The 14,459-nt window shown below is 41.0% G+C and carries 10 protein-coding genes; 5 read left to right on the top strand and 5 right to left on the bottom strand.

All coding sequences use genetic code 11. From position 1 onward, the window contains the following. Positions 1-27: 27 nt before the first annotated feature. Together maiA and hmgA are read right to left on the bottom strand one after the other, a co-directional pair. A complete protein-coding gene (gene maiA / locus L0Z67_RS19730; RefSeq protein WP_392353327.1) occupies positions 28-657 on the bottom strand; it encodes a maleylacetoacetate isomerase in 630 nt (209 codons plus the stop codon). Further along, positions 657-1,961 (bottom strand): homogentisate 1,2-dioxygenase, encoded by a 1,305-nt coding sequence (gene hmgA / locus L0Z67_RS19735; protein WP_392353329.1) that lies wholly within the window; start codon positions 1,959-1,961, stop codon positions 657-659. The genes maiA and hmgA overlap by 1 nt, the downstream gene beginning before the upstream one ends. Positions 1,962-2,064: 103 nt before the next feature. On the opposite strand from hmgA, the gene L0Z67_RS19740 reads away from it, so the two are divergent. From L0Z67_RS19740 to L0Z67_RS19760, 5 genes are all read left to right on the top strand, one after another. Continuing rightward, positions 2,065-2,517, top strand: coding sequence for a MarR family winged helix-turn-helix transcriptional regulator (locus L0Z67_RS19740; RefSeq protein WP_392353331.1), 453 nt, complete (start codon positions 2,065-2,067; stop codon positions 2,515-2,517). A 94-nt stretch (positions 2,518-2,611) separates the two neighbouring features. Continuing rightward, on the top strand, positions 2,612-3,424 hold the full coding sequence (locus L0Z67_RS19745) for a hypothetical protein (protein ID WP_062567919.1): 813 nt from the start codon (positions 2,612-2,614) through the stop codon (positions 3,422-3,424). Next, entirely contained in the window at positions 3,424-4,464 is a 1,041-nt protein-coding gene (locus L0Z67_RS19750; protein WP_392353333.1) for an extracellular solute-binding protein, read from the top strand. Before L0Z67_RS19745 ends, L0Z67_RS19750 begins: the two co-directional genes overlap by 1 nt. Beyond that, complete coding sequence (locus L0Z67_RS19755) at positions 4,464-5,963, top strand: ABC transporter permease (protein WP_392353335.1); 1,500 nt, start codon at positions 4,464-4,466, stop codon at positions 5,961-5,963. The genes L0Z67_RS19750 and L0Z67_RS19755 overlap by 1 nt, the downstream gene beginning before the upstream one ends. 12 nt (positions 5,964-5,975) lie before the next feature. Further along, positions 5,976-6,986, top strand: coding sequence for an ABC transporter ATP-binding protein (locus tag L0Z67_RS19760; RefSeq protein WP_392353337.1), 1,011 nt, complete (start codon positions 5,976-5,978; stop codon positions 6,984-6,986). A 49-nt stretch (positions 6,987-7,035) separates the two neighbouring features. Here L0Z67_RS19760 and L0Z67_RS19765 read toward each other — a convergent pair whose 3' ends face one another. From L0Z67_RS19765 to L0Z67_RS19775, 3 genes are all read right to left on the bottom strand, one after another. Next, complete coding sequence (locus L0Z67_RS19765; protein ID WP_392353339.1) at positions 7,036-10,125, bottom strand: carboxypeptidase regulatory-like domain-containing protein; 3,090 nt, start codon at positions 10,123-10,125, stop codon at positions 7,036-7,038. A 129-nt stretch (positions 10,126-10,254) separates the two neighbouring features. Beyond that, entirely contained in the window at positions 10,255-13,461 is a 3,207-nt protein-coding gene (locus L0Z67_RS19770; protein WP_237115583.1) for a TonB-dependent receptor, read from the bottom strand. A 32-nt stretch (positions 13,462-13,493) separates the two neighbouring features. Next, on the bottom strand, positions 13,494-14,357 hold the full coding sequence (locus L0Z67_RS19775; RefSeq protein ID WP_062568170.1) for a S1/P1 nuclease: 864 nt from the start codon (positions 14,355-14,357) through the stop codon (positions 13,494-13,496). Between the last annotated feature and the right edge of the window lie 102 nt (positions 14,358-14,459).

Here is a 14,459-nt window from a genome sequence, read left to right on the forward strand (position 1 = left end):
TACTTTGTTCCTTGCAAGTTATTTTAATTAAACTGCATCAGGTTGATTCTGCGGCGCAGCATCAATAAAAGCATCAAGCTTATTACACTGCTCGTAAACAGCTGCAATCTTAGGGTATTTAGTCATATCGACCTTAAAGCGCAGTGCATTAAATACTTGCGGTACAAGGCACACATCAGCAAGCGTTGGTTTGTTCCCAACACAAAAAGTGTTCGCTTCATCAAGTAGCTTTTCGATGCTTTGAAAACCAACTTCTACCCAATGCTTATACCAGGTTGTTTTTGCGTCTTCATCAACACCAAGATCATTAGCTAAGTACTTTAATACGCGCAAATTATCAATCGGGTGGATATCGCATGCTACGGCATAACATAAATTGCGGATCCGAGCTTTTTGCCATGCATCACCAGTCAAAAGCGGTGTGTCTGGGTGCGTTTCTTCAAGCCACTCTAAAATAGCCAGAGACTGAGCAAGTACACCTTGCTCAGTTTCAAGTGCAGGCAATAAACCTTGTGGGTTCTTAGCAAGGTATTCGTCGCTTTGTTGCTCTGATTTTAATAAGTTAACTGTCACCAGCTCGTGATCAATGTTCTTCAAATTAAGGGCAATGCGCACTCGGTATGCAGCGGATGAACGAAAATAGCTATAAAGTTTCATTATGCGTCCTGTTTACCAGTGAAATGTTTTTTAATAGTACGCCAACAGTCTGTGTAATTAGGCTGGCGCTCTTTACCTTCAAGGGCATATTTTGTTGGTGAAATAACGTAACGTGATTCGAACATAAATGCCAAGGTATTTTCGTAGCGTTGAGGTTGAAGGTCAGCATTTGAGGCTTTTTCAAATACATCAGCTTCTGGACCATGTGGCGACATACAATTATGTAAGCTTGAGCCACCAGGCACAAAACCATGCTCTTTCGCGTCATACACACCTTCGATTAAGCCCATAAATTCACTCATGATATTACGGTGATAATAAGGTGGGCGGAAAGTATTTTCTGCAACCATCCAACGAGGTGGGAAAATAGCAAAGTCGATATTAGCGACTCCCTCAGTCCCTGATGGTGATGTTAACACGGTGAAGATTGATGGATCTGGGTGGTCATAACTTACCGTATTCATAACGTTGAAACGGGCAAGATCATATTTGTATGGCGCACTATTTCCTGTCCATGCCACAACATCCAAAGGAGAATGGCCGATATCACAACGGAACATATTGCCATTAAATTTGGCGACAAGCTCAAAGTCACCTTCGATATCTTCATAGGCCGCAACAGGGTAGTGGAAGTCACGGTCATTAGCATATCCGTTTGCACCAACAGGGCCGCGCTCTGGTAAAATATAGGCATGGCCATAGTTTTCACAAATATAACCACGGGCTGTGTCTGTTAATAAATCAACAGCAAATTTTATCCCACGAGGAATAACAGCAATTTCACCTGCACGAATGCTCAGTTTACCGCACTCGGTTCTTAGCAATAGCTCACCGTGTTGCGGCACAAACAACATTTCACCATCTGCATTATAAAAGTAACGGTTTTGCATTGATTTATTAGCGACATAAATATGAATACCAATACCGGCTTGGCCATTGGCACTACCGTTAGCTGCCATGGTGACTAAACCATCAATAAAATCAGTTGGCTTTTCTGGTATTTCAATTGGATCCCAACGTAGCATGGTGGGTGGCGTTGCTACTTCTGTGATAGGAGCGGTACGAATCAGGCCATTATCAATTGGTGTGTAATCACCTTGTACAACTGAAGGTCGAATGCGATAAAACCATGTTCGGCGGTTATCAGCACGTGGGGCTGTGAATGCCGTTGTACTGAACTGCTCAGCATATAAATCGTATTTTACTTTTTGTGGGCTGAATTGACCGATTGGTAATGCACCGGGTAATGCTTCGGTTTCAAATTCATTACCAAAGCCTGTCATATATTGTAATTCGTTATTCATCACTAGACTCCTGAAAGGTTTTAGGTAAGATACTCTCATGTGAGAGTAAATTCAAACCACGCTGAATTTCATTATGTAAACATTCTTTGACAGTAGTGAAGCCATGACAACAGATAAACAGCCAACACTCGATTTACAAAAATTCTTACCTTACTCACTGACTAATATAGCTGTGCAAATGAGTGAGCAGTTTAGTGAACTTTATCAACAATTTGATTTAACGGTGCCGCAATGGCGCGTTATTGCTAATCTTGCTCAGTATGGTCACTGTAGTGCAAAAGCTTTGTGTGATATGGCACAAATGGATAAATCAACCGTATCCCGTGCAGTAAAATCACTATTAGCAAGAGAGCTTTTAACGGCAAAGCCCGACCCGATAGATAAACGTGCAAACCTGCTGATGCTGTCTAAAAAAGGGGTCTGTTTACATGAACAAATAGTACCGGAAGCAATTGCATGGCAAGCACATTTGGTGAGTGGTTTAGATAGTCATGAATTAACACATTTTTTTAACATTCTTACTAAGCTTTCCAATCACTTAAATAAAAATGTGTAAATCTGTAATCAGTGCTTTATAGCAATTGATTTAGGCAATCTATACGTATATGATAATGGCTATCATTTACAATTAGAAACTTGGATGTCTCCCTATGAAATTAGCGTTAAACACCGTGAAAACGCTAGGCCTAAGCCTAGTATTCGCTTCTACTTTTATTGCCCAACCTGTATTGGCAAATGGCCCAATTGGTGAGCACGTTAATCATCTAAAAGAAAATTTGAAGGATTATTCTGAAGACGTTGAGTGGATGATCGGCAAAGTAGACACTATGGTAACCGATTATGAGGCCAAAGGTGCGAAAGCTGTAAAAAGCGATGACTTAATCGAATACTGGGAGTCTGTAAAGTTTCACAGCGCTATTGAAACAAACTACGTGCCGGTTTATGCATCAATCTGGCAAGGCATTTACGGTATTAAAATGGCCATTGATGATAAAAAACCAGCAAGCGAAGCTCGTGAGCATCAAAAGGCCTTGAACGCTGCCTTGTGGCAGGGTTTAGGAGCTGTTAAACTGGCTGCTGACTTCCAACAAAAAGGCTTATTAAAAGCTGTTAAAGCAACGGCTTCTGAAACAATGACGCAAAGTGCAACAATTGACGAGATTAAACACAAGTTAGACCGTGTTGTTGCAAAATATGCAGAGCGTTTAAGCGAAGAAGCAACTCAAATTGTACACGACACTTACCTTCACTTATTCGAAGGTGTTGAAGGTACACTGATTGAAAAAGATGCGAAGTTAGTCGAAGTTCTCGAAAAAGATTTTAATGTAACCCTGCCAAAGGCTATTTCTGATAAAGGGAGTGTTGACCAAGTACGTGCAGTGGTTGTCGATATGCAAGAAAAACTAGATCGCGCTAAGGTGTTACTAGAAGAAGCCGAAAAAGCACGTAAGGATGTATTTTAGTGAAGCGTAGGACCTTTATTCAAGGCCTGGCTGCGTTTGGGGTAGTAGGCGCAATGCCGCTACCTCTATCACGAGCCTTTGCAGCGACTGCTGCAAGCCCAATTTCAGTGAAAGACTTACCAGCCCTTGAGGGGGATTTAACATTATATTTAGGTCGCGGTGAAGGCGGTTTGTACGAAAATGTGCTGCAATCAATCCAAAAGAAAAACCCAAAACTAAATTTATCGATTCGACGTGGACCCACTGCAGCTTTAGCCAATATGATCGTGGCAGAAGCAAAAGCAGGTGTAAAACGTGCCGATTTATTTTGGGCCGTTGATTCTGGTGCAATTGGCTTAGTTACAGACGCAGGTCTGGCTAAACCTTTACCAAGTGATTTAGAAACTCAGTTACAACCGCAATTCCGCTACCCTGGTTGGGCTCCAGTGACAGGTCGCATCCGTACATTACCTTATAACACTCAGCGCCTTAGTAAAGATCAGATCCCAGATAGTATTATGGCAATTGCTGACAGCGATTTATCAATAGGCTGGGCACCAGCTTATGCGTCATTTCAATCGTTTGTAACAGCAATGCGTATACTTGAGGGGGATGATAAAACAGCTAAATGGCTTAAAAAAGTTCAAAAACGCTCTAAAACCTATGCGGGTGAACTCGGTGTAGTCATGGCGGTTGAACGTGGCGAAGTGGATATTGGTTTTGCTAACCATTATTACACATTACGCCTTAAGTCAGGTAAACCAGATGCTAACCTTGACCTCGCGTTTACTAATCAAGATGCAGGTTGTTTGGTTAATGCGTCAGGTGTGTTATCGCTGACCGATAATCCTAATGCAATGAATTTTATGCGTTATTTATTAAGTGAAGAAGTACAAAGTTACTTAGCCCGTGAAGCCTATGAAATCCCGTTGATCCAAGGTATTGACCAGCCAGCTGGGCTACCTGCGTTAACTGATATTTCACCGCCGAAAATCGATTTAACTCAATTGGCAGATTTAAGGCCAACACTCGACCTTATGCGCAGTAGCGGTGTTTTATAATGCGCATACCTGCTTCTTATCCCATGGCGCTGCTTGCAGCGCTTTTGGCGTTAGTGCCAGTTTATATTCTGATCACCTTAGCCAGTGATGCCACGGCTGTTTTTGATAGTCATAATTTAAAAATTCTTGGAAACACCTTATCGCTTATGGTGTTAACTGTATTAGGTTCTATTTTTATAGGCGTGCCTCTGGCGTTCATTAGTGCCTATGTGCAACTTCCTTTTAAAAAGCTTTGGTTAGTGCTATTTGCAGCCCCACTTGCTATTCCAAGCTATATTGGAGCATTTACACTTTATGCTGCATTTGGACCAGGTGGGGAGATAAACCAACTATTAGGGTTTGAAAACCCTGCTATGTACGGGTTACCCGGTGCTGCTATTGTAATGACCTTGTATACTTTTCCGTTTGTTATGCTAACAACACGTTCTTCTTTACTCAGCCTCGATGCCAGTATGGTAAATGCTGCGCGTACTTTAGGTATGTCGATGACCATGAGTGTGTTTAAAGTAATATTACCTCGTGTAGTTAACGGGATTGCCGCTGGATCATTACTGGTTGCGCTTTATACATTATCCGATTTTGGTACGCCGGCGATGATGCGCTTAGATACCTTCACCCGTGTTATTTATGTTGAATACAACGCATTTGGTTTAAGTCGTGCTGCGATGTTATCGCTGCAGTTAATGGTGATAGTTGGCTTTTTACTTTTCATCGAATCACAAATTAAAACCACGTCAGAGCGTCATGGTCGAGCTCTGATGTTATTTCCGACAAATGCTCAAAAACTGGCAATGCTAGTAACATTTTTGCCTGTTTTGTTATTGGCAATTTGTTTACCGTTAGCAATTTTTTCTCTTTGGCTTGCCCGTGATGGGATTGCTGATTTTGATTTCAGCATTGCTTGGAACTCAGCTTATGCCTCGGGTATTGCTGCTTTTGTCGCTGTGGTTGTCGCTGTGCCAGTTGCTCATGCTGCATTAAGCGGTAAAGTAGGGCGTTTTATGGAACGAGTTACCTATTTTGGTTTTGGTATTCCAGGCATCGTAATGGGAACTGCGCTAGTTTATGGTGGTTTACAATTACCGCTTTTATATCAAACATTGGCATTATTAGTCATCGCTTATGTACTTCGGTTTTTACCCCTTGCTGTTGGTTCTGTGCGTACTAGTACTGAACACTTAGATTCAAGCTTAATCAAATCAGCGCGCGTACTAGGTGCAAGTCCACGTGAAGCATTTATGCGTATTACCTTGCCTCTAACACTGCGCGGTATTATTGCCGGTGCGGCTTTGGTATTTTTAGAATCAATGCGTGAGCTTGAAGCGACACTTTTATTAGGCCCGACAGGGTTTGAAACCCTCTCAACATATTTATGGCGTGTTTATGAAGCCGGTTACTTTGGCCGTGCTGCAATACCAGGCTTATTGTTGGTAGTGATATCAGCCTGTGGCTTAGCTATAATGCTCTCTGGTGAAAAGCGCAGTCAATTAGAACATTAAGGATCAGTATAAATGCTATCAGTTAGTAAGCTGTCTATCGATTATGGTAGCAATCGTGTGGTGAGTGATCTTAATTTATCACTTGGAGAGAGTGAGATCCTGATGCTAGTTGGTCCAACTGGCTGTGGTAAAAGTACCATTTTGCAAGCTCTGGCAGGGCTTATTCCCATCAGCGAAGGCGAAATTAATTTAGGCACATGGCGTGCTACTCCAAAGCTAAAAGTGCCGCCTGAGAAACGTAAAGTAGGTATGGTTTTTCAAGACTTTGCGTTATTTCCACATTTAACGGTGCAACAGAACATTTGCTTTAGGTTGACCGATACATCCAAAGCAGATCATTGGATAAAGCTTCTGGGTCTTGAGGCGTTTCGTAATAAGAAGCCTGCAACATTATCAGGTGGTCAAAAACAACGTGTCGCGCTTGCGCGAACACTTGCTCACGAACCAGATTTTGTATTACTTGATGAGCCCTTATCTAATCTTGATGCAGCGCTTAAAGATACTTTACGGTGGGATATTCGTAACGCATTAAAAGATGCAGGTGTCCCTGCGATTTGGGTCACTCATGACCAAGAAGAAGCCCTATCCATTGGTGACCGTGTGGGTGTACTTAAGGAGGGGGTGATTCAGCAACTTGATACCCCTGAGCGCTGTTTTAGCTTACCAACAAACCGCTTTGTGGCTCGCTTTTTAGGTGAAGCGAGTTTCATAGCAGGTCAATGTGAAGGTAATATAGCGACAACAGACTTAGGTAATGCCCCTGCAATTAAAGTTGACCACAATTCCGCTGCGGTTGATGTACTATTGCGACCTGATGATGTTCATTTAATTCAAAATGCACAATCGTCAAATGGTGTCGTGACATGGGTGCGCTACGAAGGTGGTAGCCGTTTATGTGCTGTAGAACTTGCCTGCAAAACGATAGTTACAAGCCGTGTAAGCCATGAAGTGGTTGTGAGGCCGAATGACCACGTACATGTATCAATTAACACAACCCATCCGTTGGCCGTATATTCACGCTAACTAATAAAAAGCCCGCCTAATAGGCGGGCTTATAGTTTGCTTTTAATTATTAGAAGCTATAACGAACCCCGATACGCATCTCCCATAAAGAAGGTTCAGTTTGTACACTCGTACCAGCAGGGTTGTTGAAAGAGCTATAAACATACTGACCATCAACGATGTCAGCTGTTACTGCACTTTGTAACGAACTACCTGATTTTAAAACACCCCAATCATCGTTTAATAGATTACCGATGTTTTTAATTACGAAATAAGCTGAGCCTTTTTGGTCAGGCGTGAAGCCCATAAACTCTTGCTCAACTTTTAGATCGAACGTAACCCACCAGTCGCCATCAATATTATTACGTTTTTGGATCTCACCTCGCTTTAAGCCTTCACTTTCAATCCAATTATTAAAGGCAGCTTGATCGAAGTCAGGGCCATAAACAACTGATGCATCATCAACTTCTGGTACATATAAAAGTTGGCGGCTCGCATCGTTAAAGCCTAAACCACCTGAATCCCTATCAAAGGTATAAGAGTATGGGTTAGTTTGCTGTGCTTGACCAAATAGGTTGAATTTAGTTTCGTAGCCGTCAAAAATTTCATGGCTATAACCTAAAGATAGTGTAAAGCGATGTGGTATTTCATAATTAGAGGTTGTAACGCCTGGGTTCTCTGAATTAGATACCGCAATAAAGTGGTAATTCGAGAATGCTACAGAGCTGGTCATTGGGCTCACATCTTTTGCCACGGTATAAGCATAAGAAAGTGCTAAATCTATACCGTTATCAAATGCTTTATTCATTGATAAAGAAAGTACATGTGAATAAGCATCGCTGCCTTCAACATTTGTTAGCATAAAGTCAGATACACGCGGATGTAAAACATCGTTGTAAACAGGGCGTCCATCTGGCGCTGTGTCTGTTTGTACGTTAGCAATGTTGCGAATAATTGCCGAGTCTTGTTTATCTGTATAGAGATAATCAACATTGAACACATAATCATTGCTGGTGATGTAAGTACCACCTAAAGAGAATTTCCATTCTGAAGGAATTTCAAAATCAGGATCAGTTACATTAGCACTCGCATCTGCACTACCTTGCCCAACCTCGTCATAGAGAGATTGTGGAATGTCATAACCAGGCATACCGCCGCCGTTAAATGCAATGGCATCATCGCCAAGAATTTGTAAACCTTTTTCGTTAATCTGAATATTTCTTACACCGTCATTAGAGTAGCTGTTTGATACCCAAACATTTGGATTACCACCAGAATATAGGCCAAAACCACCACGTAACTCTAATTGATCGTTATAAATCCAGTTGATGCCTAAACGCGGTTGAAGAAGGTCAATGCCATCGAGGTTTTGGCTATTTGAAAAGCCATATCTGTCTTCAAAGTTTTGGTTATGGGTTGGTTTATCGCTGCTTGTATACCAATCATAACGTAGACCCGCTGTAATCGTGATATCGTAGTCAATTAGCTCAAACTTATCTTGAAAGTAAACGGTGTTTAAGGCGTAAGCAAATTCACCCGCTGCATCGTCTGGATTTTGTGATGATGCGTTGCCATAGTAAACACGCGCAATACCATTTTCAAAATCGTCAATTGAACTAAAGCGATATTCGCCTTCTGTATGCTGAACAAATAAGTTGTATACATCCAGTTCTTCACGCTCATAACCAAATGATAATTCATGATCTTCTAAATAGTATGTGCCACCTAATTTAAGTGATAGGTTGTCATAATTTAGGATATTTGATTGGCGAGAATCGTCAGGGCCGATATAAACATCAATATCACCGGTGTCGATACGGAATTCACCAAAACCAGATGCAGCATCTAAAGATTGCTGGCGGTTATCGAGTTTTGAATAACCCACTCTTACTTCAGTTGAAAAGTTATCTGTCCAATCAGAGTAAAGAGAGGCAACATAAGATTCTAATTTAGCGCCACGCTCATAGAAGTGGTTTGAAAGGGCTATTTCGTCAGAATCTGCATCAGATTGGGCAAGAGAGAAGCCATCATTATAGTTATATACAAGGCTTGCACGGTGAGCATCGTTAATATTCCAATCAAGCTTTACTAAAATCTTTTCGTCTTCGACAGGTAGGCTCGGAATCATGCTACCTGGGTCGTAGTTATAGTTATCTTTTGAGATTTGTGTAATACGATCGATAGTTGCTTGATCAATACGGTTGTCAGCAAATGGAATATAATCAAAGATTTGCGCGCCTTCTAGTTTCTCATAAGAAGTAAAAAAGAATAGCTTATCTTCAATTAAAGGTAGCCCTACGTTAAAACCATAGCGTTTCTCAGTGTAGTTTCCTGTATCAAGCTTTTTACCTTCGATAGAGTCACCAGACATTGAGTCGTTGGTATAGTCGTAAAACAAACCACCATGAATTTCATTGGTACCTGATTTTGTTACCGCATTAATATTACATGATGTAAAACCACCGTATTGCACGTCGAATGGCGCAAGTTCAACGGCTACTTGGTCTATAGAATCGAATGAAAATGGCATGCGTTCGGTAGGGTAGCCACTCGAATTTAAACCAAAGTTATCATTCATGCGCACACCATCAACAGTCAAGCTGTTGAAACGAGGATTACCGCCGCCACAATTAATTGAGTTTGCATTTGTTTCATCAATAAAGATGCGAGGGTCGGCGCGAATAATGTCTTTTAAATCACGGTTGATGGCAGGACGAGACTCTAGATCTTCAAGCGAGAAGTGACTTGCAGGACCTGTGCTGCCAGTTTGTGCGCTTATCGGTGCGCCAGATACCACAATTTGTTCCATTTGCTGTGTTTGTAAGCTAACAGTTACAGGATAATCTTGACCTAAAGTCAAATAAATACCATCAAGTTGTTGATCTTCATATTGATCAGAATCGACGATAATTTTGTAAGGGCCACCGACGCGAAGGCCTTGGCTAGAAAAATTACCTTCATTTGTTACCGTCGTTTTTTTAACTGAGCCTGAAGGGATATGGATTATTGTTATTTGTGTACCAGCAGCAGGATTGCCATTCGGGCCTGTAACTTGTCCTTTGATAGAAGAAGAGGTTTCATTGGCCATTGCAGCATGGCTGAACGTTAAACAAGTCGCAACAGCGATTGCCAGTGTACTTTTATTAAATGTTGATTTCATGAGGTTTCCCGTTATTAAATTATGATACTTACTGTGTGTAAGTACCTTTCCTTTTTTAAAATCAATGTGTGTCATTTTTATTACAGATATAAAAAAGCCCGTAATTAAACGGGCTTTAAACAGTATAGATTAGAACTTGTAACTAATACCAATTTTAGCTTGCCATGCAGAAGCACTTTGGTCGATTAGTGTGTAATTTCTTACATCGGCACCATTGTATGCTTCATCAATTATATAACGGCCTTGGTCATCTAAACCACCAAAGTCATAAACTGATTGGTCTTGATAGCTAAGGCGCTTTTCAATACCCCAGTCGCTATTGAGCAAGTTAGCAAAGTTATCAATCATGAAATACACTTCACCGCTATGACCTTTAGCGAAACCTGGGATTTCTTGCTTAACGCTGATATCCATGGTTGTAACCCAAGGCATAGTACCCGTATTACGGTCTAATATTTCACCGCGCTCAGAAATGCCCGCTCTATCAAGTAGTGCTTCAAGCTCACCCCAAGTAAGTTGCGATTCATCCCAGTTTACATTTGGATCATCTGCACCAGTTGGAATATAAGCTAAGTATGCAGAGCTTGAGTAGAAGTCACGCGAATCACCTAGCGCACCATCTTGGTACGAAGCCATTGTGTGGCTGTAAGGGCGACCTGAACGACGCTCAAAGTAAAGGTCAAACTTAGTGTCATAGCCTTTAAAGAATTCAGTGTGGTAGCTGATATTCACTTTGAAGCTATGTTCTACTTCATAGGCACCACGCTGTGCTAAGTCTTGGTTACGGTTTTTAGTAACACTGTGCTGGTAGTTACTTTGCGCTTGTGAAGATGAACCTGAAGATGCTTCAGTGATATCTTGGTGTGCATAGCTTGCTGAGATGTATAAACCGTTATCCCATTCTTTTGCAAGTGCTGTTGAGAAGATAACTGAACGGCCATCATCAGATGAATTTGTTAGCATGATATCGAAGTTATCAGCAAGATCACCTGAGTAGATGCTTTCATGGATTAAACGTTCGCCATCAGCCGCAACGCCCACAGGTACGATAGCCGTGTTGTGCCAAATTGCTTCGTTTTCTTTCTTGTGGTAAGCGATTTCAGCTTGCCACTTGAAACCATTACCAAGTAATTCAGAGTCAAAGTCATACTCGAAACCAATTTGGCTACGGATGCTTGAAGGTAATTTAAAATCAGGGTCAATGTAGTTTGTGCTACCCGCACCTTTTACCAGTGAATCTTGAATTGCGCCTGGCACAGATGTGATATCTGCAGGGTTATTTGCGTAGTAATCATTAATTACTGATTGTGGTGCATCAACAAGTGTAATACCGTCTTTTTGGTACGAGTTGTTATACCAAACGTTAGGAATACCACCTTGGAAACGACCTACACCACCGCTGATTGTTAGGTTTTCTGTTGCGTAATATTTAAACCCAACACGTGGTAGGATGATATCGACGCCATCAAGATTCTCTTGGTTTGAAAAACCATAAGTCTCTAGGAAGTTTTCATTTAGAGTTGGTTTGTCGTCAGATGCTAAACGCTCATAACGAATACCTGCATTTACTTCTAAATCGTCACCAATATAAAAAGTATCTTCTAGGTAGATTGCTAATTGGCTACGCGTTGCATCGTATGCTGTGTCTGCAGCGTTGTTTGTATAGGCGTTTGCGTAAGAGAAGTCATAAGTACCATTAAAGTTACCTACTTCGCGGTTTGCAAAACCAGCTAGGCTATCAAACTCCCATGAACCTAATGAATTTGCAGCAAATAGGTTATACAGATTGAGTGATTCATACTGAATACCAAAGTTAAGCTCATGCTCATCCAGAAGGTAAGTACCATCAAATGTTAATGTTAGGTTTTCAGTTGAAGACTCATTCGCGTGGCGGTATTGGTCTGTACCAAACTCATACGCTGGACCACGGTAGTATTCTTCAACTTTTACGCTACCAATATTCGAGTTTGTTAAGCTGTTTGAACTGACATCTTTATACGCGATACCAATCTCTGATGAGAAAACATCGCTCCAATCTGAGTAAAGTTTTGTAGAGAAATTGTTGAATTTAGTTGCATAAGTATAACGGCTTGAAGCAAGTAACACCGTGTCACCGCCAGTGCCGAAGTTACGCTCTTCTTGATCGTCTTGCCACTGATATGTGAAATCTAGACGGTGTGCATCGCTGATGTTCCAGCTTAGTTTGACAAGTAGTGATTCATTCGTATCTTCAGGATCGCCACCTAAAGAGTCTTGGAAACCATATACATTGTCTAATACAGATAAGAAGTTATTTAATTGCTCTTCTGTTACATCGTATTCGTTCGTTGCACCAGAACCCTCAAAACCATAATCTAAATCAAGTTCGCTCTTCCAGCTGTTGTAGTTAACAAAATAGAAAAGTGTGTCTTTGATTAATGGACCGCCCACGTTAAAACCAAAACGTTCTTCTGTTTGAATTGGTTCTACTTTGTTTATTTCAAATGTTTTATGGCCATCTTCGTCTAAAACAGGGCGACCATCAGCATAAACTTCAGAAATACTATCTACATCACCTGCCATATCTGGCGTTGATGTTTCGTAGAAACCTGAGAATTTAAATTCATTTGTACCAGATTTTGTTACGGCATTAATTGTACCACCACCAAAGTTACCTTTTGATGCTGAGAAAGGTGATACATCAACTGAAATTTGCTCAATTGCATCAAGTGCAACAGGTGGTTGAGCAGTAGGGTAGCCGCCATAGTTTAAACCGAAGTCATCGTTTTGGCCGATACCATCAACGGTTAGGCTGTTTGTACGTGGGTTATTACCGGCAAACGTAAGCTCACCACTACCATTGATATTTGCAAGTGGGTTTAAGCGTGCCACATCTTTAATGTCTTTGTTAAAGCTTGGCATATTATTGATTGTGTCTTCACCGAAAACACTGCTTGAACCGCCAGATTGCTGAACAATTTTATAGCCAGAAACTTCAATTTTTTCCATTGCTAATGAGTTTAATTGTTCTTGTAAACGGTAAGTATCACCAAGCTCTAAGTAGATATTCTCTACCATGCTGTCACTGTGTGTATCTGAGTCGATAAGTACAGTGTATGGGCCACCAACACGTAGACCATTAGCGATGAAAGTACCGCTTTCATTTGTAGTTAACTCACTGACTGTGCCAGTTGGTTGGTGAATAACCTTTATTTTAACATTTGCAGCTGCTTCACCAGAAGGCGTTGTAATTTTACCTCTCATTGAAGATGAGGTATCTGCAGCCATAGCACTTGTTGAAACACCAAGAGCTAATATAACTGCTCCGGTTAATTTCGAAAGGCGTAACTTATTCATTATGTTATTTCCCGTGTTAGAGGTTTGTTGGTTTATAGTTCACTGCTAGCAGGCATCTTAAGTGCCTTTACTAACGGTTTTGCTGATTTATCAAATAATGAGTTTAATAAACCGGCTAATCTAATCCCGCCTTGTTGTAGGCGAGTTTTTACAATTGGTAAATTTTTATAGATATAACTGTAACTTACATTTGTTTCATTTTCTTTATAGAGTGAATTAGCAATGTTGTTTGACTCAATCAACCAATCACTCGGAGAGCTCGCAAGGTAATCTGAGATTAATGCTTGGTTAGATGTGTCAACGAACTTGGCAAACTCTGTGTAAGATAAGTTTTCGTTTTCTATTAATTTAGTATCCCAAAGGCTGTGTAGGTTTGTATCTTGCCCGAAGAATGTGACAGAAATGCGATTGCCACCACGGTCTTCGCTGCGACCAGCATGGAAAGGTTGGTGGCTATCACCAACAAGGTGTACTAAAAAGCGTAATGCAAATTGTTTTTCAGCTAATGATGCTTTTTCGTTTTTTAATACTGAAATTGAATATTCGATACCTTCAAGGATATCTGCGACTGTTTCTTTATTATGGTGAGCATGAGCGTCATAGGCAGGTTTTGCATCATCTTCAGCAAAGTTTATATAGTGCCAGCGTGATGACTTTTTTTGCCAGAATTTTTCTGGTGCAGAGCGCATTTCATCAGCCCATGTGGCTATTTGAGGGAGTGATTCACCATCAAGTAATGGAACTAAGGCGTCTCGAGTGGTGTCGGTAATATGCATTGCTGCTAATTCACCAACAATTCGATGGCCATTTTGACCCCAAGCATGTGCAGGGGCTGCGGATAAAACTGAAATTACTGGTGTAGTTAACAGCAACATCTTCATTGTTTTTAGTAACATTGGTTGAGCGTCCAAAGTGAATGTTTGCTTAATCAAATTTTCTGGCGCCAATTCTCCTGAATTTTGAGATAAATAGAAAGGACTCAATAAGATTCATAATTT

Origin of the sequence: Pseudoalteromonas sp. PB2-1 (assembly GCF_045040605.1) — a bacterium.
Lineage (GTDB): Bacteria > Pseudomonadota > Gammaproteobacteria > Enterobacterales > Alteromonadaceae > Pseudoalteromonas > Pseudoalteromonas arabiensis.

Excerpts from the sequence above, each read along its gene's own strand:
- maiA (WP_392353327.1), bottom strand. The coding sequence starts at position 657 with ATGAAACTTTATAGCTATTTTCGTTCATCCGCTGCATACCGAGTGCGC.
- hmgA (WP_392353329.1), bottom strand. The coding sequence starts at position 1,961 with ATGAATAACGAATTACAATATATGACAGGCTTTGGTAATGAATTTGAA.
- L0Z67_RS19740 (WP_392353331.1), top strand. The coding sequence starts at position 2,065 with ATGACAACAGATAAACAGCCAACACTCGATTTACAAAAATTCTTACCT.
- L0Z67_RS19745 (WP_062567919.1), top strand. The coding sequence starts at position 2,612 with ATGAAATTAGCGTTAAACACCGTGAAAACGCTAGGCCTAAGCCTAGTA.
- L0Z67_RS19755 (WP_392353335.1), top strand. The coding sequence starts at position 4,464 with ATGCGCATACCTGCTTCTTATCCCATGGCGCTGCTTGCAGCGCTTTTG.
- L0Z67_RS19760 (WP_392353337.1), top strand. The coding sequence starts at position 5,976 with ATGCTATCAGTTAGTAAGCTGTCTATCGATTATGGTAGCAATCGTGTG.
- L0Z67_RS19765 (WP_392353339.1), bottom strand. The coding sequence starts at position 10,125 with ATGAAATCAACATTTAATAAAAGTACACTGGCAATCGCTGTTGCGACT.
- L0Z67_RS19770 (WP_237115583.1), bottom strand. The coding sequence starts at position 13,461 with ATGAATAAGTTACGCCTTTCGAAATTAACCGGAGCAGTTATATTAGCT.
- L0Z67_RS19775 (WP_062568170.1), bottom strand. The coding sequence starts at position 14,357 with ATGTTACTAAAAACAATGAAGATGTTGCTGTTAACTACACCAGTAATT.